Genomic DNA, 24,190 nt, shown 5'->3' on the forward strand with positions numbered 1-24,190 from the left:
GATCTTCCTCGTTTCAGCGAATTTTAAACAGGGGCTCGAGCGGCTTGCACTTCAAAAGGGCATGCAGATTTTGCTCGCGGCAGGCCTTGGCGAGCAGTCCGAATACTACGTCGTAAACCTGCAGAAGCTTCTTCACGTCCCGGTCGGTGTGCGCATAACACAGGCTGTGACTGCCGATCGTGAGAATGCCCCTGGCATAGACTTCCTGCTGGAAATACGATTTCAACTGCCACGAGGTGTAGCCGGAGGCATCCTTGAACAGGAGAAAATTCCAGCTCGGCTGTCCCGCGATCGTCAAAGTGGATGCGAGGTCATGGCGATTAATCAACATCCGGATCCCGTCAAAGACTTTCTGCCCCCGGCGGTTGAGGGTTGCGATCACGTTGTGCGTTCGCAACTTCTTAAGTGTGGCATTGGCCGCGGCCAGGGAGAGCGCCTCTCCGCCGAACGTAAACGAGAAAAACACTTCTTCCATCAATCGCATGATCTCCCGGCGTCCGGCTACGGCTGATAATGGATAACCGTTGGCCAGGCCTTTACCGAAGGTCGCCATGTCCGGCGTGACCCCGAGGAGTTCCTGGGCCCCGCCATTTGATAACCGAAAACCCGTAATTGTTTCATCAAAAATCAGAAGCGCTCCGTTCTGGTGCGTGAGGTCCCGGACTTTTTCGAGGAAATGATCGCGCGGTGCCTCGGCCCCTATCGGTTCCATGATCACCGCTGCCATTTGCCCCGGATGCTCGTGAAAAATCTTTTCAAGGGAGGCGAGGTCGTTGTAAACAAAGGGATGAGTCATTTCCTGCGTTGATTTTGGAACCCCTAAGTTCCTCGTTGTAGACCCGATATACCAATCCTGCCATCCGTGATAACCGCATACGGCGACATGATCGCGCCGGGTATAGGCCCGGGCTACTCGAATGGCGCCGGCGGTCGCATCCGAGCCGTTCTTGCCGAAGCGGACCATTTCAGCGCACGGGACCATTTCAACGATCTGTTCCGCCACCTCGACTTCCAGCGGATGGGGTAATGGGAAGATCACGCCTTTCTTCAGCTGGCTCCGGACCGCTGCGACCACATCGGGATCCGTGTAGCCGAGAGTAACAGCCGCCAACGAACAGCTGAAATCGATGTATTCATTTCCGTCAGCGTCCCAGACGTGGGATCCTTTGGCGCGGGTCATGAAAAAAGGCGAGACACCATGAGGATACTGAGTCTTACTTTTGCTGAAGGTCTGCGAGCCGAGCGGAATGGTTTTGAGCGCCCGCTCCAGCATGGCTTCTGATTGCTGGTATCGTTCAGACATAAATGATCCTTCTACGGCCAGCGCGACGGGTTCAAAATGGCCTCATCGTCGACAGCAAATTCCGACAGGTCCATCGGCAAATCGCGCTCCGCTTTCCAGGCGGCCACGATCTGGCGGAATTCGTCGGTGCCGGCCACTCCGACCAGGACGGTCCCCACGTCGGCCTGTTTTTTGAGAAAATGCAGGGCTCCCTCGATGGAAGAGGCGCCCGCCCGGGCCAACTGGCCGCGAAACCGTTGGATCGCCTCCGATGCTTTGTGGAAGTACGGAGTCATCCGCTCAAAATCCATCAGTAAAAGTCCCTGCAGAAAGGCGGAACGGGCCATGATCTCGATCCCCATGGATTTGAGCTTGGCCAGATGCCCGCTCCGGATCAGCCGCTGATCGAGAACGTTAATGGGCGCCTGGACAACCCCGGGTTTAAAAATCGCCAGGCAACGGTCAATCTGCTCCGCGGTGTAGACGGAAATTCCGATGTGCTTAACGAGGTTCTGGCGAGTCAAGTCCTGAAGCAAGTCCACGAGCAATTCCCCGCCGGGGCGGAGTAACTCATCCGAATGGTGAACCAAGAGGCAGTCAATCTGTGATTGCTGGAGGTTTTCGAGGGATTTGGAAAAGGTGTCTCGTACGTGACGGATGTTCATGGGTATTATGGTCTTACTCTGGATCGGGGCCGTCTTGGTCGCAATCCGGAAGCCGTGGTTTTGAGGCAAAAGCCGTCCGAGGAGGGCTTCGCATTCGCCGTAGGTGGGCGCTGTGTCAATAACACTGACCGACTCTCGAGCTGCCAGCTCAAGGATCTCCGCCGCCTCCCTTTCCGAAACCCGTCCCGTCTGGTTGGAGATTCCGTAGGTCATGCCGAATTGGACGGTGCCCAGTCCGAGATTCACGGCAGGAGTCCTTTCAGGGTCGTGATGATATGGTGCTGTTCGTCGGGAGTCAGGCTGAAAAAGATCGGCAGGCTCAGCGCCTCGGCGTAATAGGACTCACTCTGCGGAAAATCCTCCGGATGGATGCCAAACCGTTTGTAATACGGATGGGAGTAGACCGGGATGTAATGAACCTGGGTTCCAATGCCGTGTTTCCGGAGTTTTTCCATCAGGACGCACCGTGTCGTTTTCAGTTTCTTGAAATCAATGCGGACCGGATACAGATGATGGGCGCTGTACGCGCGTCCGGCGCGTTGCGGCAAGGTAATGCCGGGCAGATTGTTCAGAGCGGCGTCGTATGTCTCGGCAATCTCACGGCGGCGTGCGAGGAACAGATCGATTCGTTTGAGCTGGGAGAGGGCCAGGGCCGCCTGGATGTCGGTGATGCGGTAATTAAATCCTAACTCCTGCATCTCGTAATACCAGGGATTGGGCTGTCCATCCGTGTTCGCCCGCGCCGTATTCATCACGGGATCGTCCAACTTGTTAATGCCGTGGCTGCGCAGTCTCATCAGCCGCCGGTACAGTCCGGTGTCGTTTGTCGTGATCATTCCGCCTTCTCCCGCGGCAATCATCTTGACGGGATGAAACGAGAAAATGGTCATGGCCGATAAAGAGCAGTTGCCGACCCGGCCGCCGTGCGGATAAGTGGCCCCCAGCGCGTGGGCGCCGTCTTCGATGAGGATCGCGTGATGGCGTTCGGCGACAGCCCGGATCGCCGGCATGTCGCAGGGAAGGCCCGCATAATGAACGGGGATAATGACATCGACTTTCTTCCACCGGGCGCAAACGTCTGCCAATCCCTGAGGATCCATGTTCAGGGTCTTGCCGTTGATATCGGCGAAGGCGGGGGCCGCTCCTGTGTAAAGAGCGCAGTTGGCACTCGCGGCAAAGGTAATCGGAGAGGTCACCAGTCTCCCTCCCGGACCCAATTCCACAGCCAAGCAGGCCAGATGCAACGCAGCGGTTCCGCTGGAGACCGCCACCGCATGACGGGCGCCGGTGAACCGGCAGACCGCCTCTTCAAATTGGGTGATCTTGGGTCCCTGGGTCAGGGGGCTGTGACGTAGCACCTCGACAACGGCCGCAATATCGTCGTCATCGAGGCTGTGCTGTCCGTAGGGAATGGAGCGAGTCCGCGTTCGATTGTCCAAAGTCGTGGGGTGTCCCCAATATTAAGAAATACCTTCCCGGACCGGGAGCCGCATCTGCTGGGCTACTTCCTCGACCATGTCCAGGAGTTCCTTGTTTTTCAGCCAGACCGTGTTGTTTTCGCTCGTGTAGCGGAAGCCGTCGGGAAGCCGCTTACCGCCTTTCCAGTTCTCGAAGTTCCACCAGTGAAATTCAGGTTCAATAATGAATTTGTCGTCGAATTCCAGGGCATGACGGGCTTCGTCTTCCGTGAGAAGGACCTCGTGGATCTTTTCGCCGGGACGGATGCCGATCTCCTTGATTTCGCAATCCGGGCTGATGACCCGGGCCAGATCGGTAATGCGCATGCTGGGGATCTTCGGAACGTAGATTTCCCCGCCATGCATCGTTTCGGCTGCCTGGATAACGAGACGAACGCCCTGCTCGAGCGTAATCCAGAAGCGGGTCATGCGGCGGTCGGTGAGGGTCAGCCGGCCGCTGTCCCGTTGTTTCAGAAAGAAAGGGATGACGCTGCCCCGGCTCCCGACGACGTTTCCGTAGCGGACGCACGAAAAACGGGTTTGATGCGTCCCGGCATAGGAATTGGCGGCCATGAAAATGCGCTCCATGCAGAGCTTGGTGGCTCCGTAGAGGTTGGTGGGGTTGACCGCCTTGTCGGTACTCAGACAAATCGTACGGGCGATGCGGTGTTCGAGCGCGGCCTCGAGAAGGTTTTCCGCCCCGAGAATGTTCGTCTTCACGGCCTCAAAAGGGTTGTATTCACAAACCGGCACGTGCTTTAAGGCGGCGGCGTGAATCAGCATCGTCGCGCCGTCCAGCGCCCGGTGAACGCGCTGGGCGTCCCGTACGTCCCCGATAAAATAGCGCAGGGAGGGATGATCAAACTGTTTGTGCATCTCATATTGCTTCAATTCATCGCGGCTGAAAATGCGGATGGCTTTCGGGTGGTAATCGCGCAGCATGATTTCGACAAATTTCTTTCCGAAAGAGCCGGTGCCGCCCGTTAAGACGATAATCTGTTCAGACCAATTCATGCGATTCTCCCTTGACGTTGGGTTTGTAGGACGATTGTTTGAGTACGGCTTCAAGCACCGAGATGCCCTCGATCGGCTGATTGTTCAGGTCGCAGTGCAGGACGACGGCGCCTGGCGGTGTGAGCCTCCGGTTGTTGGGACCGGCCACGTCGAACCGGACACGATCTTCATGGTTTCGCAGGACGAATTTGACCATTTCGGCCACTTCGCCGGATCCATTGACGATAAAACGGTCTTTGCCCTGCTGAATCTGTTCCTTAATAAACGCTTCAAGACGATCATAGATCTGCCGGTAGGTCACCAGGGTCCGGAGCAGGTACTGGTAGGAGCGGTTGGTCTTCTCGAGGAGTCCCTTCCGTGTCAGCAGGTACCGCATTTTGCGCCGGTCGAGATTGACGATTTTGATATAGCCCGTGAGGGTCAGACGGCGCAAAAGCAGGTTGATCATTCCCAGCGATAACCCGACGCGCTCCGCGAGCTCGCGCTGGGAGAGCTGGCCGGACTCCGCCAGGATGTTCAGGACGCGGATATCGTACGAATCGATGGCGTGGCGCCTAGGGGTTGGCATATATGTTCACAACTTGAACATTATAGCGGTGTCGGATGTTCAGTCAAGAAAAATATTTGGAATTCGGTTGAAACGATGAGGAGAGCGGGCGATGAAATCGTCCGGGGTTAGCGGGGCGGTTTGGACGATGCCGCGGCCTTCCGGGCCAGGAAAAGGGCCTTGGCCATTTCAAGATCGTCCGCGTCATCGACATCAACCGCCTTGGACCTTGGAAGAACGTAGGAAACAAAATCTTTGTCACAGGCGGGCGTCTCGGCCAGGATATGCGAACGGTCGAAAAAACAAAACGTCCCGGAATCGTAATACTTGTGGCTGAGATCCTGCGATCGAACGGCATACAGGCCGGGCTGGACCGGGGCCAGGCGCCCGTCTGCGGCACGTTCATACGCCCATTCAATCGGCGCGGGATACGTGGAGACCGCCAGCAACGGCCTGCGGGGGTCGTGCTGGCAGAAAATGGCGTGAGCGGCTTTGAGATCAACCGCCTCGATGAGCGGAGCGCAGGGCATCAGGAGGCAGATGGTGGCGTACGCCTGGCCCCGCCGTTCATATTCGGCCAGGACATAGCGGAGCACGGGCATCAAGGGGGTTTGGTCATCGGCCAGTTCCTTCGGGCGCATGAAATCGGGTTTCACGCCCAGACGTTCCGCGACCCCGCAGATCTCCGGATCATCCGTGGACACGTGAATCTTATCGAACAGGCCGCTCTCCTGGGCGGAGCGAAGCGGGTAGCCGATCATGGGGTGGCCGAAGAAGTCCATGATGTTTTTCCTCGGGAGGCGTTTGCTTCCGCCGCGCGCCGGGATGATCGCGATTCTCATAGCAGGTTCGATTTTACATTAATTCGTTGTTCTGCAGATGAAGCCCCCCGCACGGGTCTCCTGAGGTGACGGCCGCCGCTGGTCTCCCGACTCCTTTTGTTTGCCCATCTAAAATGATTAAATCCCCCTGTTTTATTTCATGACCATGCGAATCTCCGTTTTGACGCTGGTGTTCATTTTAGCGATGCCGATCGGATTTTCGGCCGGCTTCTCGCGCCTCTACAGCCAGGACCTTTTTCTCTTCTTTACCGCTCCGAGCGGCGACGACGAGGGGTACTTCGACCACGTGAACGTTTGGTTCGGGGACCATCGGTATTCCCGGGTTCGGGCCCCGGACTGCCGGGTGCACAAGAACATTCGTGGAATCGGATCCGCCCTGCTCTGGTCGCCGGGGTATTTGATTTTTAAATACGCCGGGCCGTGCTTGAAGCCCGCCCTCGGCATGCGGGACATGGAGGCCGACCAGTGGCTCCGCCTGGGCGCCGCCACAACGAATTTTTTTATAGCGTCTGCGCTCCTTTGGCTCCTCTTCTCCATTCTGAGATCCTACGTCGGTCCTCCAACAGCGCTTGTGTTTTCGATGGCCCTGGTCTTCGGGGGGGTCCTTCCTTATTACCTCTTCCGGCGGCCTCTGATGTCCCACGGCGCCGAAGCCTTCTTTTTTCTGTTCGCCGTCTACGGGATCGAACGGCTCAAGCACGGAAATGAATCTCCCTGGATTTACGGGTTGATCGGGACTGCCTCGGCAGGGGTGCTCTCCACGCGGCTTCAGGATTTGCCGGTCATCGCGGTACTCCTTGTCCTTCTCGCCTGGGAACGTCGCCGTCAATGGCCGTCTCTCGCGATCCTCTTCCTCGTCTTTTTTGTTTCCATGGTGCCTCAGATGGTGGTCAACCGCATCAACCTCGGCTACTGGATTCCTCCTCCTTCGCACGCGCTTTCCTTCCTCACCCCGGGATTTCTTTTTCAACTGGGTTGGGCTCAAGGTATCCGTCTGGGACGGCTTTTTGCCGGTCCGGATTGGGGATTGATTCTGATGTTCCCCTGGCTGCTCTTCGCCTTGTTTGTTCCGCGACAGAAATGGCGCGAGCTTTGGCCGGTCTCCAGAATCTGGTTGCTCGCGCCGCTCCCCAGCCTCTTGATTGATGCCAACTGGATCGGCCACGGAGGCTCCTATGCGCATCGGTACGTGAGCCTCTTCGTCCTCGCACTGGGAGTGGCCGCCGCATGCGGTTTTGAGAGCCTGATGAAGAGACACCGCGGCCTACGTCTGGTCTCCACTTTAGGACTGGGGGCCGCGCTTTTCATCAGCCTGACGCACTTTGTCGCTTTCGAGAGTGATGAAAGTCGTCTGACGCTTGTCTACGGGCCTGTCTCGATGGAGGGGCCGGTCCGGCCGGAATGGGCGGCGGTGTTGGACCAGGATTACTTAAACGGCCGCTATTCGGCTAACGTCTATGAACTCTTCATCCATCCCCGGGAGTTGGTCCGTTGTTTCGGCGCGGCGCCTTTACCGCTTTATGCCGTCTTCAAGCTGGCGGAGCTTCGCCACCGCGCGCCCCCTCCGGCGGTCGGACGGTATCTGGACAAACACCGTATCGATTTCCGCTGCTATTGGAGATATTTTGGAAGTATCGTCCTGGCGAATGTGCTTCTAGGATGGCTGTGGATTCAGGGGGTTGGCCGCTTGCGGGCCAGAAGGAACACTTTATCCCCGGGATCGATATAGACCCGAAGTTTGGAGAGCCGGTTTTGCGCGACAGTCTGGCGCAGCCTCCGGGCCGGTGGAAGAACGGCGCTCAAGCGCTCCAATAGAAAATCCAGCCCGACATATTTGCCCGCGGTAGACGCTGCAACGACGTCGAAGCCGCACTCCCGCAAGGCCGCCTCCAGCACTTTTAGCGAATAGAAATAAATGTGTTCCGCGGGTTTGGCGTATTCCATCCAGAACCGCCCCATGACCCTGGCCAAAGGGCTCCTGAAATCAGGGGTGATGACGGAGAGCAACCCCTCGGGCTCCAGCAGCGCATGGATCTGTTCCAGGGCCTTGCGGGGATGCGGAAGATGCTCGATGACGTCCCAAAGAAGGACGGTTTGGAATGAACCGTCCGGAAAGAGGCCGTCATCGATCGTCCCGCAGCGCACCCGGTCTCCAAGGGATTGGCGGGCAACCTCCGCGGCATAACGCGAGGGCTCAAGGCCATAGGCATCCCATCCCTGTTTCAGCGCGTGTTCCACGGCAAAGCCGGCGGCACAGCCGATATCCAACAGCTTCCGGCGCGCCCCGGAAGCGGCCCAGCGCTCCATCCAGAAAAAACGTCGTTCAAAGGTGGCGGTGATATTCGGGCGGTCTGAAAAGTAGTCGACGTAACCGTGACGGGTGGAATTATCACTCTTGAAATAACGGGGTTCGGAGTAGAGCGCGTTCAGCGAGGCCGGTTTTAAGCGTGGAGAAACAAAGCGCATCCCGCAGCGGCCGCATTGCCAGATGCCAAATCCACTTTTATCAAAGACGCGGCGCGCCGGAGCCTCGCCGCAGTGAGCGCATGAAGCCGGCTCCATTTCATCGCCACCATCGATAACGGAGGAGTGTCCAGAACGCCATCACCGCGTCCGAGAAGCGCACTTTCTTCCCCTCGGCCACCGTCCGGGCACCGTAGCTGATGGGAACTTCATGGATGGGAATGCCGAGGCGGATCACTTTGGCGGTCACTTCGGGACAGAATTCAAAGCGCCGGCAATTGAGGGGAATATTTTGGATGACCCCGCGGTGGAAGGCTTTGTAGGCGGTTGCTTCATCGGTGATCCGCACTCCGTAGATCAGGCGAACGGCTAGGACCAAAAGTTTATTGACGAGCCGGTAGGGCCAGAGCATCCCTTCGGCGTGCCCCAGAAAGCGTGAACCATAGACGACGAGCGCCCGCCCCTCAATGATCGGGTCGACAAGAGACCGGATCTCCGCCGGGTTGTATTCCGTGTCGCCGTCCTGGATGACGACCACGTCTCCTGTAACATGTTGGAGCCCCAGTCGAATGGCGGAGCCTTTGCCGGTGTTTTTCGGGCAATGGAGCGTCTTAATCTCGGGGTGGTTCAGGGCTCGAAGCAATTCAGTCGTTCCGTCCGAGGAACCATCATCGACGATCACAAGCTCCCGTTCCAGCCCGGGGGCCAGCGGCGCCGCCAGCACCCTGTCCAGCACATGCGCGAGATGGCAAAACTCGTTATAAACCGGAATGATAATGGAAACCCGGCTGGTTTTCACTCGTGGGATTTCACTATCGTCAAGAGCCGGCAGCGGAGCAGGGGCGGCACTCAGAGTTGTAAACACGATAGGATTATATCACAGCGTTTCTGTCGGGAAGGTTCAGCCGCCAGGCTCTTTATTTTCCCGATGCAGCCAGATACCAGTCGATCGTTTTTTTTAAGCCGTCCTGCAGGGAAGTCCTGGCCTGGAAGCCAAATGCCTTGTGCGCCTGGGACGTGTCTAACATGCGCCGGGGCTGGCCGTCAGGCTTGCGGGTGTTCCAGACGATTTTACCCTTGTATCCGGCGAGGGAGGCGACCGTGTTGACAAGTTCCTGGATCGTCACCTCCTGGCCGACGCCGATGTTGACCGGATCCGCGCCGTTATAGCGTTCGGCGGCCAGGAGGATGGCTTCCGCCGCGTCTTCGACGTAGAGAAATTCTCGCGAGGGTTTGCCGCTGCCCCACACCTCCAGGACGTCTTGTTTGTTCTGAACGGCTTCGAGACATTTCCGGATCAGGGCCGGAATGACATGGCTGGTCTGCAGGTCAAAATTGTCGCGGGGCCCGTAGAGGTTGGCCGGGAGCAGATAAATAGCGTTAAACCCGTATTGCTGGCGGTAGGCCTGTGCCTGAACGAGGAGCATTTTCTTGGCCAGGCCATAAGGCGCATTCGTCTCTTCCGGATAGCCGTTCCAGAGATCCGTTTCTTTAAAGGGAACCGGTGTAAATTTTGGATAGGCGCAAACGGTCCCGACCTGGACGTACTTTTGGACCGCATAACGCCTGGCCTGTTCCATGAGTTGAATGCCCATGATGGCGTTGTCGTAGAAAAAACGTCCGGGCTCGGCCTGATTGGCGCCGATGCCGCCGCAGACCGCGGCCAGATGAATGATCATCGTCGGTTTTGTTTTTTGAAGAAGGGCTTCGATGACGGGAGCCTGCCGGAGGTCGATGTCCCGGCTGCGAGGCACGGTGATGTCGGGACATCCCAGCGCCTGGAGTTGCTCGACGACAAAGGATCCGAGGAATCCGGCCCCGCCGGTGACAATGACATGCTGGTTCTTCCAGAAAGGCGAGAGGTTTTTAGCGGGCATTTTAACGCGTTGCGCCTTGCGTCCCGGTGAGCTCCCGTTGTACGCGCTTGACGTCGGCATCGACCATCAGCTGCACCAATTCCTTAAAACGCACTTTCGGCGACCATCCCAGACTCTTCTTGGCCTTTGAGGCGTCTCCCACCAACAGGTCGACCTCGGTCGGGCGGTAGTAATGGGGATCGATCTTAACGTGGTCTTTCCAGTTCAGGCCGGCGTGACTGAAGGCTACTTCGACGAATTCCTGAACTGTGTGCGTTTCGCCGGTCGCGATCACGTAGTCGTCCGGTTTATCCTGCTGAAGCATCAACCACATGGCTTCCACATACTCCGGGGCATAACCCCAATCGCGCTGCGCGTTCAGGTTGCCGAGATAAAGGTGCTGATCGAGCCCGGCTTTGATGCGGGCGACTCCTCGTGAGATTTTCCGGGTGACAAAGGTTTCACCTCGTCGAGGCGACTCGTGATTGAACAGAATCCCGTTGCAGGCAAAGATGTTGTAAGCCTCACGGTAATTGACAGTCATCCAATAGGCATACACTTTCGCGCAGCCGTAAGGGCTCCGCGGATAAAAGGGCGTCTTTTCACTCTGCGGGGTTTGCTGCGCCAAACCGAACATTTCGCTGGAGGAAGCCTGGTAAAAACGGGTCGGCACGCCGCTGTCCCGGATGGCATCCAGCAGCCGCAGGGCGCCTAAGCCGGTCACATCGCCGGTGTATTCCGGGATATCAAAGCTGACGCGCACATGGCTCTGGGCGCCCAGGTGATAGATCTCGTCCGGTTTGATGAATTTTAAAAGTTGATTCAGGGCGCTTCCGTCGGTCAAATCGCCATAGTGCAGATGGAGCTGGGCGTTGGGCTGATGGGGATCGACATAAATTCCGCTGAGGCGGCCGGTATTAAAGGAGCTGGACCGACGGATAATGCCGTAGACGTCATAGCCTTTTTTGAGGAGAAATTCGGCCAAATAGGAGCCATCTTGCCCGGTAATTCCTGTAATCAGAGCTTTTTTTGCCATGTCAGTCCTCTTTCATTTTTCTGAGAAAATTATAGCGCATGGGCCTTCGGTGCGTGAGCATCACCCGGTTGATAATGGTCCGGCAGATGGTCAAAACATTCCGCCGGTGATCTGAAACAATTAAAGCGCAGCAGGTGGTAAAGAGCCGCCACACCGTCTTGCCAGTTGATTTTTTTCCCCTCAAGCCGCGTGCGCGGAAAATAGGAGATGGGGAGCTCATAAATGCGCGCCCGGGTCTTGGCGAGATAGGCCGTCATTTCAACTTCAATCCCAAAGCGTTTGGAGGTCAATTTCATGGCCTTCAATAAGTCGGCCCTGAAAACTTTATAGCAGGTCTCCATGTCGGTGAGATAGATCCCGGACAGGAGATTGCTGAGGATCGTCAACAACCGGTTCACAAAATAGTGATAGGTGCGGTGCACCTGCGGGCTGTTGTGTTTAAAACGGCTTCCGTAGACAACGTCGGCTTTACCGTCAAGGATGGGTTGAATAATCTGAGGGATTTCGCGCGGATCATATTCAAAATCCGCGTCCTGGATCATCACCAGATCCCCCCGGGCTTCGCGGATGCCGCGGATCACCGCGGAACCTTTTCCGAGATTTGTTTCTTGAGCCAGAACCTGGAACGAATACCGTGCGGCCAGAGACTGCAAAAGGGTCAGGCTTTTGTCAGTGGAATTATCGTCGATAAAAATCCACTCGCGATCAATCGGGCAGGGGGCCTTCATGAACGAGTCGATCAGCAATTCCAGCGTCGCTTCTTCGTTGTAAACCGGGACGATGATCGATAAGAGCGGCATCAGAGTCAAGGGGTCTTAAAGAAATCCCGGATGGCATCCGACACAGTGCCCACATCGTCCAGGGTCATGTGAGGATAGAGAGGGATGCTGACCATTTGCCGTGCTAATTGTTCGCTGTTTGGAAAATCCCCTTCCCGGCCTCCGTAGGGGCGCAGCGCCGGCAAAAGGTGCAGCGGAATCGGGTAATGAAGAGCGGACGAAATCCCGCGCTTCTGGAGAAACTCCCGCAGCGCATCCCGCCGTGGTGTTTGAAGGGCATAAACGTGATACGTGTGTTTACGCCCGGGGAGTTCCTTGGGTGTGGTGACCGGCAGCCCGGCCAGGCGGCGCGTATACTCCCGGGCCAGTTGAATCCGTCTGTCATTCCATTCATCCAGGTGACCGAGCTTCACGCGAAGAATGGCCGCCTGGATATCATCGAGGCGCGTGTTATAGGCCACTTCTTCGTGCTGGTACTTGATCTTGGCTCCGTGGTTCCGGAGTTGGCGGACGTGGTCCGCCAGTTCCTCATCGGAGGTGAGAACCGCTCCGGCATCGCCGCAGGCCCCGAGGTTTTTCGTTGGATAAAAACTGAGGCAGGCCAGCGTCCCAAAACTGCCGATCTTGCGGCCATTGAATTCACACCCGATGGCTTGTGCCATATCCTCGATGAGGGTCACGCCGGTTTCCTTGGCGATCGCCTGCAAGGCCAGGAGGTCCGCCGGCATCCCGTATAAATGAACGGCAATAATCGCTTTTGTTTTGGGTGAAATCTTCTTCCGGACTTCGCCCGCATCCAGAGCATAAGTGACCGGATCGATGTCGACGAAAATGGGACGGGCGCCCAGAAGGATGACGGGTTCAATGCTGCCGATAAAGGTCATGGCGGGGACAATGACTTCATCCCCTGGTTTGACACCGGCCGCACGCGCCGCGAGCCCGATCGCATCGGTACCGGAGTTTACGCCCACCGCATGCCGGACCTCACAGTAGGCGGCCAGCGTTTTTTCAAAACGGTCGCTTTCGGGTCCGAGCACATACGAACCACTGGAAAGGATCTTTTCCAGCAGCGGATCCAGTTCTTTTCGAATCAGCGTGTATTCCTGGCCGAGATCGCAGAGGGGGATCGTTTTCATTTGGTCTTAATCGCTTTCCTGAAGTACTCAATGGTTTTACGGAGTCCTTCGCTCAGTTCGACGCGGGGTTCCCAGTGAAGAAGTCGACGTGCTCGTCGAATATCCGGCTGACGGACCTTGGGGTCATCGACCGGCAGGGGGCGGTAGAGAAGGCGGCTTCGCGTTTTCGTCAAACGCTGGATTTCTTCCGCAAGCTCGTTCAGCGTCATCTCATTCGGATTGCCGATATTCACCGGTTCGTTGCATCTGGAGAGAAGCAGTTTGTAGAGGCCGTTGACGAGATCATCAACATAACAGAAACTTCGGGTTTGAGAGCCATCGCCATAGATCGTCAACGGCCTGCCGCGCAGCGCCTGGCTGATGAAGTTCGGGATGGCGCGGCCGTCGTTAAGGCGCATGCGCGGTCCGTACGTGTTAAAAATACGCACAATGCGGACCTGCATTTTGTGATAGCGGTGATAGGCCACCGTCATGGCTTCGGCAAAGCGTTTGGCTTCATCGTAAACGCCGCGCGGACCGATCGGATTGACATTCCCCCAATAGGTTTCAGGTTGCGGGTTTACCAGCGGGTCGCCATACACTTCCGACGTGGAGGCTAAGAGAAAAATAGCTCCCTTTTCTTTAGCCAGACCGAGCGCTTTGTGCGTGCCGAGTGCTCCCACTTTTAAGGTGGGGATGGGATGCTCCAGATAATCAACGGGTGAGGCAGGACTGGCAAAATGAAGCACCGCATCCACTTGACCGGGAACATGGGTAAAGTTGGTGACATCGTGCCGGATGAAAAGGAAGCGGTCATGGCCGAAAAGATGTTCGATGTTCCGCAGATCGCCGGTGATCAGATTATCGACGGCAATAACCGAGTGGCCTTTCTTCAAAAAAAAGTCGCACAAATGACTTCCGATGAATCCGGCGCCCCCCGTAATCAAGACTCGCATGCCGCCTCCCCCTTTCATTTCACGCGTCCCATGTCGTGATATTCAAAGCCTAGATCGCGTATCCGTCCCGGCTCATAGAGGTTCCGGCCATCGATGAGGACAGGATGCGTCATCAAGCGTTTGATCCGTTTGAAATCCAGAGTTTTAAATTCCGGCCATTCGGTCATGAGCGCCAGGCAGTCGGCCCCTTGCGCGGTCTCGTAGGGCGTCCGGCAGAACGTCACATTCTTCAAGACGGTCTCGGCTTTCTCCTGCGCCACGGGATCATACGCGCGGATGCGCGTTCCGAGATTCTGGAGGCGTTCAATAATGTCGATCGAAGGAGCGAAGCGGATGTCATCGGTATGCGCTTTGAACGCGATGCCGAGAATACCGATGGTCTTCCCTTTCAGAATCCAGACCGATTCCTCGATCTTTTTCACAAAAAGGGCCCGTTGCTGTTCATTCACTTCTTTGACGGTCCGGAGCAGGTCGAAATCATAACCCACCTTGCGGGAAATGTAATGAAAGGCTTCGAGGTCCTTCGGCAGGCAGAAGCCGCCAAAGCCGATGCCGGCGTGCAGGAAAGACCGGCCGATACGGGGATCGAGTCCCATGCCGTCGGCGACTTGCGTGACATCGGCTCCGACCAGTTCGCAGACACGCCCGACCGCGTTAATAAAGGAAATCTTTGTTGCTAGAAAAGAGTTGGAAGCATGTTTAATGATCTCCGCGCTCTTGAGATCCGTGACAACGATCTTGGCTTTCAGCGGGGCATACAACTCCGTCATGATTTTCCGTGCACGTTTGGATTTCACGCCAATCACCAGGCGGTCCGGATGCAGGAAGTCTTCGATGGCGGTGCCTTCGCGCAGAAATTCCGGGTTGGAGACAATATCGAAGGGAATCTGTTTTTTGTTGTAGCGCATGATCGTCCGTTCGACTTGTTCCCCTGTTTCCACCGGGACGGTGGATTTTTCCGCTACCACGGTGTAATGGCGGAGATTCAGCGCGATCTCGCGGGCCACCGATTCGATAAAGGTCAGGTCCGCGGATCCGTCGGGGCGTGGCGGGGTGCCCACCGCAATAAAAACAACCTGGGCTTTTTGAACGCTCTCGGCCAGTTGCCCGGCGAAGGAAAGCCGTTTGGCTTTAACATTTTTGGAAACCAGCTTCTCCAGCCCGGGTTCGTAAATGGGGATTTTGCCTGCTTTGAGCGCGCTGATTTTCTCCGGATCATTATCCACGCAGACAACCCGGTGGCCAATTTCGGACAGGCAGGCGCCGGTGACAAGACCGACGTATCCGCATCCAATCACGCAGACATTCTGAGATTTCATAGGGAGATCCTGACTTTCGAGAAGTGTTTTTCTAACGCTTCTTTCCAGGGACGGAGCGGTGGAAATCCGTCGATGCGCCAGGCGAGATTTTGAAGCCCGGAAAAAGAAGGTCTGGACGCCGGTAACCGGATATCGGCCAAAGCGAGTTTTTGAAGTTTTGCATACCCGGAGCGCCGATGGATCCGGAGCACTTCCTCGGCCAGTTCCACCCGGGAGCAGAAGCCGGTGTTTGTGAGATGAACGATGCCGAAATGATGGCTATCCGCCAGACGAAGCATTCCTTCGGCTAAATCCGGGGTATAAGTCGGGGCGCTCACCAGGTCGGTCGCCGCTTGAATTGGTTGGCCATCCTGCGAGCGGCTGGCCACCTGATCGATCCAGGTCGGTCGCCCGGGTCCGAAGAGCCAGGACGTTCGCACAATAAAAAACTTGTTGAGCAGTTGTTCGACAAAAAGCTCGGCCCAGCGTTTGGATTCTCCATAGTGGTTGATCGGACGGGTCGCATCAAACTCGCGGTATCCGTCTTGGGGTGCGGACTGGCCGTCAAAGACATAGTCCGATGAAACGTTCATCAGGACCGTATCGAACCGTTGGCAGGCCAGCGCCAGGTTGCGCGTGGCCAGGGCGTTGCCCTGGTACGCCTCGTCTGGGTGGGTTTGCGCGCGGTCGACGTTATTATAGGCGGCACAATGAATGACCCAGTCGGGATTCAGGCGTGTCACGGCGGCATAGGTGTGTGCCGCATCGGTTAGATCAACGGATTGCCATTGGGCGGTGCCGACGTGCGGCGGTTGGTTCCGTCCGACGGCGAAAAGCTCATGGTGTTCGCCGAAGACGCGCCAGACCTCCTGTCCTAAAAGTCCCCCCGCTCCCGTCACAAGTACTTTCACGCCATCCTCCGCGCGTATTGTTTGGTGTGATAAGCCTTATAAACCCTGCACCGCCGCAGGATGGGTTCCCACCAGGACCGATGGCCCAGGTACCAATCCACTAAATCGTTTAGACCCTGCCGGAAATCAACCGTCGGGCGCCACCCGAGTTCTCTGTGCATTTTCTGAATGGACATCGCATAGCGCCGGTCATGGCCGGGGCGGTCTTTGACAAGGCGAATTAAAGACTCGGGTTTACCCAGACGCTTCAGCAGCGTTTTGACAACCGCCAGGTTGGTGGTTCCCTTTCCGGTGCCGATGTTGTAAATCTCCCCCAATCGTCCGCGCCGCAACACCCTTTCAATTCCCGTGCAATGATCCGAAACGTGCAGCCAGTCGCGGACGTTGAGGCCGTCCCCATAAAGCGGGAGCGGCTGGCCGAGCAGCGCATGCGTGATAAACAGCGGCAAAAACTTCTCCGGATATTGATAAGGGCCGTAATTGTTGGCCGCGCGGGTGATGAGGACCGGCACGCCGAAGGTGCGGCGATACGCCAGTACCAAGTGATCGGCCGCGGCTTTGCTGGCGGAGTAGGGGCTCGAGGGTTCTAAAGAATCGGTTTCGAGGGAAGCCCCTTTCAAAACGTCGCCATAAACTTCATCGGTAGAAATTTGGAGAAATTTTGGTGTCTTGGCTTTGCGAACCGCTTCCAGAAGCACCTGGGTTCCGATGACATTGGTGGTTAAAAAAGGCGCCGCGTCTTGAATGGAACGGTCCACATGCGTTTCCGCCGCGAAATTAATGATTGCATCCATTCCCTTCACCAGCCGTTCCACGAGCGAGGCGTTGGCGATATCCCCTCGGATAAAACGGTAGCGTTTGTTTTTGGAAAACTCGCGCAGGTTGTCGAGGTGGCCGGCGTAGGTGAGCTTGTCCAGGTTCAGGATCAGCTCGATATCCCGACGGCTCATCATGTGACGGATGAAATGCGAGCCGATAAACCCGGCGCCGCCGGTCACGAGAAGCTTCATGACGGTCTCTTTTCGATGAACCACTCCCACGTTCGCCGCAATCCTTCTTCAAAGCTGACGCGGGGTTTGTATCCAAGAATCTTTTTCGCTTTTCGGATGTCGGCCCACGTTTTGCGAATGTCTCCGGCTCGACGGGGTAAAATGTGTCGCTTTAGCGGATGTCCAATCAGGTGCTCCAAAACCCGAATGATGTCCAAAAGAGAATTGTTCGCGCCGCAAGCCACATTGAAAAACTCTCCAGATGCCGCAGGCGAGACGGCAGCTAGAAGACTGGCCTGGACCACATTTTCGACATAGGTAAAATCCCGCGACTGCCGTCCGTCCCAGTGGACTTCCAACGGGTTCCCCATGAGCGCCGATTGCATGAATTTCGGGATAACTGCCGCGTACGGTGAGTCAGGATGTTGGCGCGGACCAAACACGTTGAAATAACGCAGACAGACCGTATCCAACCCAAAGGTCTTTGCAAAAACGATACAGTACATTTCCGCGGCCAGTTTTGAAACGGCATAGGGTGATAAAGGCGACGGGCGCAAATCTTCCGGTTGAGGGAAAGTCTTATTATCGCCGTAAACAGATGAAGAGGACGAATAGATCAAACGTTTGACCTTGGCCTCCCGGCTGGCCTGAAGCAGGTGCAATGTCCCGCTTACATTAACGTCATTGGTAGCGGCTGGGTTGTGGATAGAGCGTTCAACCGAGCGCAAGGCTGCGAGATGAAAGACATAGTCTACACCCTGGACCGCGCGGCGGAGGTCTCGCTCGTGACGCAGGTCCCCCTGGATGAGTTGAATGCGCTTGAAAACCGGGGCGAGATTCTCTTTGCTCCCGGTGCTGAAATTATCGAGGACGCGGACCGTATCGCCACGCCGAACCAGCGCTTCGACAATATGCGACCCGATGAATCCGGCGCCGCCGGTAACCAAAGCCTTCATTTCAAAAACTCCTTAAGAAGTAGCGCCATTTTACATTATTTGGAGATTATTTGACGGTGGTGTAGACGGGCAAAAACGGTTCGAGCGCCGCGAGCGATTGCGCGGCGGCATCTTTCGCGGACAGGACCGGTTGTTGCCCTGGCCATTGAATGTTAATCTGAGGGTCATTCCACAGAAGTCGCAGTTCACTGTCCGGATCATAGAAATCAGTGACCTTATACTCCACTTCAGCGATATCGCTGAGGGTATAGAAACCATGGGCGTAACCGGGCGGGATATAGAGCATCTTAAAGTTATCCGAAGAAAGAGTGAGCGCAAACCATTTTTTGTACGTGGGTGAACCCCGTCGGACATCCACCGCAACGTCATAAATTTCTCCGGCGAGGACTCTGACCAGCTTTCCCTGAGGGTGCTTGAGTTGCGCGTGCAGTCCGCGCAGTGTGCCTTTCGATGATTTGGAGTGATTGTGTTGAACGAAGGGGTCCGGGATGCCGTTTTCAGCAAAAAGGCTTGCCCGGTAGGTCTCGAAAAAAAATCCCCGGCTATCCGAGAAAACATGCGGGTCGATCAAAATAACGCCCGGCAGCGGCGTTTTTATAAATTTCATTGATCAGGTTTGTTCAGCATGTCCAGGAGGTATTGGCCGTAATCGTTTTTGGTCATCGGATCAGCGAGTTGCCGGACCTGGTCCGCCGTGATATAACCCAGGCGGTAGGCGATTTCCTCCAGGCAGGCGACCTGTAATCCCTGGCGGGCTTCAATGGTCTGAATGAAATTGGCGGCCTGCAGCAGGGAGTCGTGCGTGCCGGTGTCCAGCCACGCCGTTCCACGGCCCAGCATGACCACCTGAAGGGCTTTGTTTTTCAGATAGGTCTCATTCACGTGAGTAATCTCAAGTTCTCCCCGCGCCGAGGGTTTCAAGTGGGCCGCGATGTCAACGACCCGGTTGTCGTAAAAGTACAGCCCGGTCACGGCAAAAGGCGAGCGGGGTTTAATGGGTTTTTCTTCCAGGCTGATCGCCTGGCCGTTTTTGTCGAACTCAACCACCCCGTATTGTTCAGGGTTGCTGACCTGGTAAGCAAAAACCGTGGCGCCGGTTGTTTTCTCCCGGGCCTTCTGAAGGGCTTCTGAAAAACCGTGGCCGTAGAAAATGTTATCCCCCAGAATCAGGGCGACGGAGTCTTTTCCGATAAACTCCCGGCCGATCAGAAACGCCTCCGCAATCCCTCGGGGAGCGGCCTGCGTGGCGTAAGAGATGTTGAGCCCGATCCATCGGCCATCCTGAAGGAGGCGTTTAAACCCGTCCTGTTCATGAGGGGTTGTGATCACCAGGATGTCCCGGATGCCGGCCAGCATGAGGCTGGAAAGCGGGTAGTAGATCATCGGCTTGTTATAAATAGGAATGAGCTGCTTGCTCACCGCGCGTGTGAGCGGAAACAACCGGCTGCCCGTCCCCCCTGCAAGAATGATGCCTTTCATAGTGAGGAATGTTACTAAAAAGGACTCCTTCTGGCTACCGCGCCCACGCGCCGGCGCGCCAGGGATAGAATTGGGCTTCGAGATCTTTATCAGCGATGTCTTTGGCGGATTTGGGGCCGAATTTGAGATCGAACAGAATGGAATATTCCCGGGAATAGGGAGGACGATTGCGGTAAATAAACTGCGCCTGCCAGCAATGCATGTCACGTTTCACGATAAATTCGGAGCCGAACGAGGAGCTCTGACGCGTCGCTTTCTCTAAGCTTGACGCGGGGACAAAGGAATTGAGGGACGTATCCACCCGCCAGCCGGGACTGAGATAAAATCCCAGGGTGTTATTCCACGTCAGCACACCCGCCTGCCCGCGATTGTAAAGCAGACTGGTCTCCATAATTGTCCGGTACATCCCCCTGTAGCGGGCGGATGCTTCCCAGAGCGACGTGCGGATCGGATGGTAGTTGAGCTGATAGCGGGCAAAATACTCCACGGTGGAACGAAGGGGTGTGAGCGTCATTTCGGTTGTCCATGGATCCACGCGGCGTTGACGGTAAGCGTTGGGATCCTCATCCGCCAGCCGGCGCAGATCGTAGCCGGAATAGCTTCGGAACAAGAGGGCCCGCGAAGGCCGCAAATAGGCCAGCCAGTTCAGATGATGGGTTTCGATGCCTCCATCGGCCAGCTTGCGGTCCAGGGCTGTTCCGTTCGGCGCCAGGCGCGCGGTCAGGTTGTAGGTCTGATCCAGCGTCAGGGAAGAGAAGGGCCGGTAGCGAAGCGTCTCATTGGTTCCGGCGCGTCCTTGAAACCCGCGGAACAAGCCGGTCGGAATGACGGTGGTCGTCGAACCCGCCGGCGGCCGGGGAGCCGGGTCCCGTTTGTCCTGCCAGTGCAGCTGAGGGACCACGGCGGCGGTCAGGTTCCACTTCCGCGAGAGCGGGATGGATTCCGTCAACGTAAACGAATGATCCATGTGGGTATGTATTTTTTCATCCTGCCTTAAGTACGTGTTCCCGATGGTTGAATTCATGTTGAACATCACGGGACCAATGTGTTTTCCGGGCGGAGCGGCCAGAACGGTTGTGGTGGAGGGCGCGAGGGCTGTTGAGGTCGAGGCGGCTGCGCCCGGGGCTTGTTGGGTTCCCTCGTTCCAAAGCGGAATCTGGAAAAGCGTGAAATCAAAACGGGGAAGCGCCGCCTTCTGCACGTGGGTCTCAGCGAAAAGGCCGTTATCTCCGGGATCCGGGGATTGCAGGTTTTCAACCACCAGGCGCTGGCTCGTTTTCTCCTTAGAACGCGTCAGGGCGACCGAGCTGATAATGTCATTCACCGACTGATTAATGTCCTGCGCAAAGTACTGATTATTGAAGGAAACATTTTTGCGGAGGTTCACATTGGACTGAAGACTAATCGTCGGGGAGAGCTGCTGCCAGTGGTAGCTGCGGATCGTATACTGCGGGGCCCTGGGCGAGCCCACCTGTTCGGGGTTGCCCTTCGGATCAATGTAGTAACCAAAAAGAGAACCCTTCAGTTTACCCGGCGACTGATAAGTCAGTTCATTGCCGACGCCGTTGCCGGCGATATCGTAATGGTCGAATAAAATCTTATCGTAGACATCATCCGTGAAACGCATCGTGGTCGTTGTCTTCGCGAAGGTTCCGTTCGCGCTGTCGTTCCCCGGCTGGGCTTGGAAGGTGACGCGGCGCTTATCGAGGTATTTGTACACAAAGGGCGAGTACATCACAGGCACCTGGTCGGCATAAGCGATGTTATTCCAGGCCCAGAAGAGGCGGTCCGGAACCAGATGGACGCGGCTGGAACGCAAATGATAATGCGGATCGATGAGTTCGCAGCTGGTGAAAGCCGTTTGCCGACCCGCATAGTAATCCTTGTCTTTTTCCCAGTTGGCGCCCTGAAAAAGCCAGGGAGAACCGTATCCAATGGCGTTGCTCGTCGTTCCTTTTTCCGACATCAAATCGTAATCCATCACATCCCCGGCCAGAAGGGAGTCTTTCTCCCGAAGAATGACATGTCCTCGTGCCTGCAGACGTTGATGGACCCGGTCATATCGGAGGAAGTCGGCCGAAAGGGTTGAGCTGGTCTGAACGACCACCACGTGTCCCTCGGCGGTGATTTGTTCGCTGGCGTCGACAAAGTCAATCAGGTCGGCCGAGATATCGAACGGCTGATGGGCGTTAAAAGCGAAGGCGGGGATGCACCAAGACAACAGGGCCAGGACGATCGGTACGCTGTTGCGCCCCGTGCAATGATTAAGCGGACATCTCATGCGCCACCAGCCCGGCACCGACGATTCCCAAATCTTGGTCCAAGTCTGAAATGACGATGCGCACGGTAGAGGCCGGCACCGGGAAGCTTCGTTTTTTAATGGTCCGCTTCAGGGGCGTGAGCAGCAGGTTTCCGGCGCGCGAAAGGCCTCCCGCCAGCACGATCCATTCAGGATTCAGGATGTTGACCAGAGACGCCAGCGCTATTCCAAGGCGTTCCCCGGCTTGTTCCCAGATATGAATCGCCAGGGCATCCCCCTGGCTTGCCGCTTGCTCGATGAGAAGCGGATCGATTTTCGAGTGGTCTCCCTCGCAGAGTTTGGTGATCAACGACGTCTTTCCGGACGCGATGGCTTGCTTAGCTTCCTGCACCATGGCTTTCACCCCGATGTAGCGTTCGAGGCACCCTCGGTTGCCGCAGTTGCAGGGATGTCCTTCCGGGAAAAGCGTCATGTGGCCGATTTCTCCGGCCGTACCGGTGGCTCCCCGGTAGAGTTTTCCGTTGAGAACAATACCTCCGCCGATCCCTGTCCCAACGGTGACGCATAAGAGGTGGCGAATTTTTCGCCGCGCCTGCACTACGTAGGCCGCCCAGGCCGCGGCATTGGCGTCATTTTCAACGACGATCGGATATTTCAACCGGCGGCTCAGAAGCGCTTTCAGCGGGACATTGTGCCATCCGAGGTTCGGCGAGATCCGGACCACGCCGGTTTCCGGGGCCACGTCTCCGGCAGCGCCGATGCCGATCCCTGAGATTTTGGCGTTTCCGGCGGTGCCGATGAGTTCCCGCGCGTGTCCGGCGATTTGATTGATGACTTCCTTCGCATCCCGCTTTGAGGGAGTCGAAAAGCGGAAAGAATTAATAATTTCACCGGTGTGCGTGATCAGCCCTAGTTTAATACCGGTGCCGCCGAGATCGATGCCGAGCGTTAACTTTTTAGGCATAGTCCGCCTCCAAAACGGTTGATTTCTTTGTATTAATCCAAGGTTTAATCAATTGTCCTACTAAAGCCAAAGAACCAGTGACCACGAGCAACCCATCGTACGGTGTTTCCCGGCTCGCATGATCAAAAGCGTCTGCAGATGTTTTGTGAGTGGAAAGGCGCGCCAAGCCTTTCTTAAACGCTTTTCGAAGATCGCTCATCGGAAGGGCTCTGGAACCGGGCAACGAGCAGAGATAAATAGATTCGGCCATGGGTTGAATCATCGCAGCCATTGTTCGGTAGTCTTTGTCTCGATAAGTACTGAATACGAAGCTCTTTTGGGTGTTTCTGAAAGGTGATTCTTGCAGCGTATGAAGAAATTCTCTCATGGCGGCGGGGTTGTGAGCACCGTCAAAAAGGATTGGGCAACCATCCGTTCGAAAGATCAGATCAAAACGCCCCGGCCAATGCACGTTCTGAAGTCCGTCCTGGATGGCTTTCAATGGTATTCGAAACCCTTGTTTCTGCACCATCTCCAGTGTTCGCTGAGTCACAGCGGCGTTGTCCGCCTGGTGAGATCCAAGCAGGCCAAAAAGAAAGGGACAAGACGCCCCGTCCTTGCTCCAGTAATGAAGTTGTTGCCGGCCCTGGCGCCATAAGACGGGTCCCTGTTCGGTTCCAAAATCCCGATCCAGTTGGGAAAGCGATGAGAGGTTTTCGCGGGATTGCCTGGCAATCACCATGTGCCCGCCTCCTCGTACACCGGAGATGACCGGCACCCCATGTTTCAGGATGCCTGCTTTTTGAAGAGCGATGGCCCGCTCGTTGCTCCCCAACCATTGTTGATGGTCAATCCCAATGGAGGTAATGACGGTGGCCAGCGGATGCTCGACGGTGTTGGTCGCGTCCCAGAGCCCTCCCAGTCCGCATTCCAGAACGATCAGATCGACGGCGTTATGGTCGAAAGCCAGAAAACCGACCGCGGTCACGAACTCAAAATACGTGAGCCGGCACCGGCAGGATTTCTCCGCCGCCTGCACCTGAGCGGCCAGGCTCAGGAAAAGCGCGCTGGAAATGGGTTCACCGTTCATTCGAATACGTTCCGTGAGGTCAACGAGATGCGGCGAGGTGTAAAGTCCGGTGCGGTAGCCGGCGGCGCGCAAAACCGATTCCAGCGCGGCCGCCACGGAGCCTTTGCCGTTTGTGCCGGCGATATGGATCACCCGCCCTTTTTTCTGCGGATCACCCAGCTCGCGCAAAACGGCACGGATGCGTTCGAGTCCCGGCCGGATCCGAAATAGGCCGCGGCGGTTCAATTGTCGACTAAAGGCCTGATCACTCAT

The 24,190-nt window shown here is 56.4% G+C and carries 23 protein-coding genes; 1 reads left to right on the plus strand and 22 read right to left on the minus strand.

Annotated elements, in window-relative coordinates; translation table 11 throughout:
• Window positions 1–13 precede the first annotated feature (13 nt).
• The 6 genes from WC859_02080 to pseF all read right to left on the minus strand — a co-directional run bounded on the left by WC859_02080 (window position 14) and on the right by pseF (window position 5,807).
• The gene (locus tag WC859_02080) at window positions 14–1,303 is read right to left on the minus strand and encodes an aminotransferase class III-fold pyridoxal phosphate-dependent enzyme (protein ID MFA5974938.1); all 1,290 of its coding nucleotides are present in this window, start codon (window positions 1,301–1,303) and stop codon (window positions 14–16) included.
• Window positions 1,304–1,314: 11 nt separating this feature from the next.
• Window positions 1,315–2,193 carry an aldo/keto reductase gene (locus WC859_02085; protein ID MFA5974939.1) on the minus strand — a complete coding sequence of 293 codons (879 nt, stop codon included), beginning with the start codon at window positions 2,191–2,193 and terminating at the stop codon, window positions 1,315–1,317.
• Window positions 2,190–3,386 (minus strand): UDP-4-amino-4,6-dideoxy-N-acetyl-beta-L-altrosamine transaminase, encoded by a 1,197-nt coding sequence (gene pseC, locus WC859_02090; GenBank protein MFA5974940.1) that lies wholly within the window; start codon window positions 3,384–3,386, stop codon window positions 2,190–2,192. The genes WC859_02085 and pseC overlap by 4 nt, the downstream gene beginning before the upstream one ends.
• Window positions 3,387–3,407: 21 nt before the next feature.
• Window positions 3,408–4,418, minus strand: coding sequence for a UDP-N-acetylglucosamine 4,6-dehydratase (inverting) (gene pseB / locus WC859_02095; GenBank protein MFA5974941.1), 1,011 nt, complete (start codon window positions 4,416–4,418; stop codon window positions 3,408–3,410).
• The gene (locus WC859_02100) at window positions 4,405–4,986 is read right to left on the minus strand and encodes a winged helix-turn-helix transcriptional regulator (protein MFA5974942.1); all 582 of its coding nucleotides are present in this window, start codon (window positions 4,984–4,986) and stop codon (window positions 4,405–4,407) included. The genes pseB and WC859_02100 overlap by 14 nt, the downstream gene beginning before the upstream one ends.
• Before the next feature lie 107 nt (window positions 4,987–5,093).
• Window positions 5,094–5,807 carry a pseudaminic acid cytidylyltransferase gene (pseF, locus tag WC859_02105; protein MFA5974943.1) on the minus strand — a complete coding sequence of 238 codons (714 nt, stop codon included), beginning with the start codon at window positions 5,805–5,807 and terminating at the stop codon, window positions 5,094–5,096.
• A 145-nt stretch (window positions 5,808–5,952) separates the two neighbouring features.
• Here pseF and WC859_02110 point away from each other — a divergent pair, with 145 nt between their 5' ends.
• Window positions 5,953–7,536, plus strand: a complete 1,584-nt coding sequence (locus WC859_02110) for a hypothetical protein (GenBank protein MFA5974944.1) — start codon at window positions 5,953–5,955, stop codon at window positions 7,534–7,536.
• On the opposite strand, the gene WC859_02115 is transcribed toward WC859_02110, so the two are convergent.
• The 16 genes from WC859_02115 to WC859_02190 are packed head-to-tail and all read right to left on the minus strand — an operon-like array spanning window position 7,479 to window position 24,190.
• On the minus strand, window positions 7,479–8,369 hold the full coding sequence (locus WC859_02115; GenBank protein ID MFA5974945.1) for a class I SAM-dependent methyltransferase: 891 nt from the start codon (window positions 8,367–8,369) through the stop codon (window positions 7,479–7,481). The two genes, WC859_02110 and WC859_02115, sit on opposite strands and share 58 nt — an antisense overlap.
• A gap of 1 nt (window position 8,370) precedes the next feature.
• On the minus strand, window positions 8,371–9,135 hold the full coding sequence (locus tag WC859_02120; GenBank protein MFA5974946.1) for a glycosyltransferase family 2 protein: 765 nt from the start codon (window positions 9,133–9,135) through the stop codon (window positions 8,371–8,373).
• Window positions 9,136–9,187: 52 nt separating this feature from the next.
• The gene (locus WC859_02125) at window positions 9,188–10,147 is read right to left on the minus strand and encodes a GDP-L-fucose synthase (protein MFA5974947.1); all 960 of its coding nucleotides are present in this window, start codon (window positions 10,145–10,147) and stop codon (window positions 9,188–9,190) included.
• A gap of 1 nt (window position 10,148) precedes the next feature.
• Window positions 10,149–11,162: a GDP-mannose 4,6-dehydratase gene (gmd, locus tag WC859_02130; GenBank protein ID MFA5974948.1), complete on the minus strand. Its 1,014-nt coding sequence runs from the start codon at window positions 11,160–11,162 to the stop codon at window positions 10,149–10,151.
• Window positions 11,163–11,191: 29 nt separating this feature from the next.
• Complete coding sequence (locus tag WC859_02135) at window positions 11,192–11,962, minus strand: glycosyltransferase family 2 protein (GenBank protein ID MFA5974949.1); 771 nt, start codon at window positions 11,960–11,962, stop codon at window positions 11,192–11,194.
• 5 nt (window positions 11,963–11,967) lie between these two features.
• Entirely contained in the window at window positions 11,968–13,077 is a 1,110-nt protein-coding gene (locus WC859_02140) for a DegT/DnrJ/EryC1/StrS family aminotransferase (protein MFA5974950.1), read from the minus strand.
• Window positions 13,074–14,012: a UDP-glucuronic acid decarboxylase family protein gene (locus WC859_02145; protein MFA5974951.1), complete on the minus strand. Its 939-nt coding sequence runs from the start codon at window positions 14,010–14,012 to the stop codon at window positions 13,074–13,076. Before WC859_02145 ends, WC859_02140 begins: the two co-directional genes overlap by 4 nt.
• A 14-nt stretch (window positions 14,013–14,026) precedes the next feature.
• Window positions 14,027–15,331 (minus strand): UDP-glucose/GDP-mannose dehydrogenase family protein, encoded by a 1,305-nt coding sequence (locus tag WC859_02150; GenBank protein MFA5974952.1) that lies wholly within the window; start codon window positions 15,329–15,331, stop codon window positions 14,027–14,029.
• Window positions 15,328–16,221, minus strand: coding sequence for a dTDP-4-dehydrorhamnose reductase (gene rfbD, locus WC859_02155; GenBank protein MFA5974953.1), 894 nt, complete (start codon window positions 16,219–16,221; stop codon window positions 15,328–15,330). Before rfbD ends, WC859_02150 begins: the two co-directional genes overlap by 4 nt.
• Window positions 16,218–17,231, minus strand: a complete 1,014-nt coding sequence (gene rfbB / locus WC859_02160) for a dTDP-glucose 4,6-dehydratase (GenBank protein ID MFA5974954.1) — start codon at window positions 17,229–17,231, stop codon at window positions 16,218–16,220. Before rfbB ends, rfbD begins: the two co-directional genes overlap by 4 nt.
• Window positions 17,228–18,166 carry an SDR family oxidoreductase gene (locus WC859_02165; GenBank protein MFA5974955.1) on the minus strand — a complete coding sequence of 313 codons (939 nt, stop codon included), beginning with the start codon at window positions 18,164–18,166 and terminating at the stop codon, window positions 17,228–17,230. Before WC859_02165 ends, rfbB begins: the two co-directional genes overlap by 4 nt.
• 46 nt (window positions 18,167–18,212) lie before the next feature.
• Window positions 18,213–18,773, minus strand: coding sequence for a dTDP-4-dehydrorhamnose 3,5-epimerase (gene rfbC, locus WC859_02170; protein ID MFA5974956.1), 561 nt, complete (start codon window positions 18,771–18,773; stop codon window positions 18,213–18,215).
• On the minus strand, window positions 18,770–19,645 hold the full coding sequence (rfbA, locus tag WC859_02175; protein ID MFA5974957.1) for a glucose-1-phosphate thymidylyltransferase RfbA: 876 nt from the start codon (window positions 19,643–19,645) through the stop codon (window positions 18,770–18,772). The genes rfbC and rfbA overlap by 4 nt, the downstream gene beginning before the upstream one ends.
• 34 nt (window positions 19,646–19,679) lie before the next feature.
• On the minus strand, window positions 19,680–21,926 hold the full coding sequence (locus tag WC859_02180; protein MFA5974958.1) for a hypothetical protein: 2,247 nt from the start codon (window positions 21,924–21,926) through the stop codon (window positions 19,680–19,682).
• The gene (locus WC859_02185; GenBank protein ID MFA5974959.1) at window positions 21,910–22,869 is read right to left on the minus strand and encodes an ROK family protein; all 960 of its coding nucleotides are present in this window, start codon (window positions 22,867–22,869) and stop codon (window positions 21,910–21,912) included. Before WC859_02185 ends, WC859_02180 begins: the two co-directional genes overlap by 17 nt.
• Window positions 22,862–24,190, minus strand: a complete 1,329-nt coding sequence (locus WC859_02190) for a folylpolyglutamate synthase/dihydrofolate synthase family protein (GenBank protein ID MFA5974960.1) — start codon at window positions 24,188–24,190, stop codon at window positions 22,862–22,864. The genes WC859_02185 and WC859_02190 overlap by 8 nt, the downstream gene beginning before the upstream one ends.

The sequence above is a fragment of the Elusimicrobiota bacterium genome (assembly GCA_041660185.1).
In the GTDB taxonomy this organism is placed as follows: Bacteria; Elusimicrobiota; Elusimicrobia; order 2-01-FULL-59-12; family 2-01-FULL-59-12; genus JBAZWU01.

What these genes read in the sequence shown, in the direction of transcription:
- pseF (MFA5974943.1), bottom strand. Translation starts at nt 5,807, where the DNA reads ATGAGAATCGCGATCATCCCGGCGCGCGGCGGAAGCAAACGCCTCCCG.
- WC859_02135 (MFA5974949.1), bottom strand. Translation starts at nt 11,962, where the DNA reads ATGCCGCTCTTATCGATCATCGTCCCGGTTTACAACGAAGAAGCGACG.
- WC859_02115 (MFA5974945.1), bottom strand. Translation starts at nt 8,369, where the DNA reads ATGGAGCCGGCTTCATGCGCTCACTGCGGCGAGGCTCCGGCGCGCCGC.
- WC859_02150 (MFA5974952.1), bottom strand. Translation starts at nt 15,331, where the DNA reads ATGAAATCTCAGAATGTCTGCGTGATTGGATGCGGATACGTCGGTCTT.
- WC859_02140 (MFA5974950.1), bottom strand. Translation starts at nt 13,077, where the DNA reads ATGAAAACGATCCCCCTCTGCGATCTCGGCCAGGAATACACGCTGATT.
- WC859_02180 (MFA5974958.1), bottom strand. Translation starts at nt 21,926, where the DNA reads ATGAGATGTCCGCTTAATCATTGCACGGGGCGCAACAGCGTACCGATC.
- gmd (MFA5974948.1), bottom strand. Translation starts at nt 11,162, where the DNA reads ATGGCAAAAAAAGCTCTGATTACAGGAATTACCGGGCAAGATGGCTCC.
- rfbC (MFA5974956.1), bottom strand. Translation starts at nt 18,773, where the DNA reads ATGAAATTTATAAAAACGCCGCTGCCGGGCGTTATTTTGATCGACCCG.
- pseB (MFA5974941.1), bottom strand. Translation starts at nt 4,418, where the DNA reads ATGAATTGGTCTGAACAGATTATCGTCTTAACGGGCGGCACCGGCTCT.
- WC859_02110 (MFA5974944.1), top strand. Translation starts at nt 5,953, where the DNA reads ATGCGAATCTCCGTTTTGACGCTGGTGTTCATTTTAGCGATGCCGATC.
- rfbB (MFA5974954.1), bottom strand. Translation starts at nt 17,231, where the DNA reads ATGAAGCTTCTCGTGACCGGCGGCGCCGGGTTTATCGGCTCGCATTTC.
- WC859_02165 (MFA5974955.1), bottom strand. Translation starts at nt 18,166, where the DNA reads ATGAAGGCTTTGGTTACCGGCGGCGCCGGATTCATCGGGTCGCATATT.
- WC859_02185 (MFA5974959.1), bottom strand. Translation starts at nt 22,869, where the DNA reads ATGCCTAAAAAGTTAACGCTCGGCATCGATCTCGGCGGCACCGGTATT.
- WC859_02190 (MFA5974960.1), bottom strand. Translation starts at nt 24,190, where the DNA reads ATGAGTGATCAGGCCTTTAGTCGACAATTGAACCGCCGCGGCCTATTT.
- WC859_02080 (MFA5974938.1), bottom strand. Translation starts at nt 1,303, where the DNA reads ATGTCTGAACGATACCAGCAATCAGAAGCCATGCTGGAGCGGGCGCTC.
- rfbA (MFA5974957.1), bottom strand. Translation starts at nt 19,645, where the DNA reads ATGAAAGGCATCATTCTTGCAGGGGGGACGGGCAGCCGGTTGTTTCCG.
- WC859_02125 (MFA5974947.1), bottom strand. Translation starts at nt 10,147, where the DNA reads ATGCCCGCTAAAAACCTCTCGCCTTTCTGGAAGAACCAGCATGTCATT.
- WC859_02145 (MFA5974951.1), bottom strand. Translation starts at nt 14,012, where the DNA reads ATGCGAGTCTTGATTACGGGGGGCGCCGGATTCATCGGAAGTCATTTG.
- WC859_02100 (MFA5974942.1), bottom strand. Translation starts at nt 4,986, where the DNA reads ATGCCAACCCCTAGGCGCCACGCCATCGATTCGTACGATATCCGCGTC.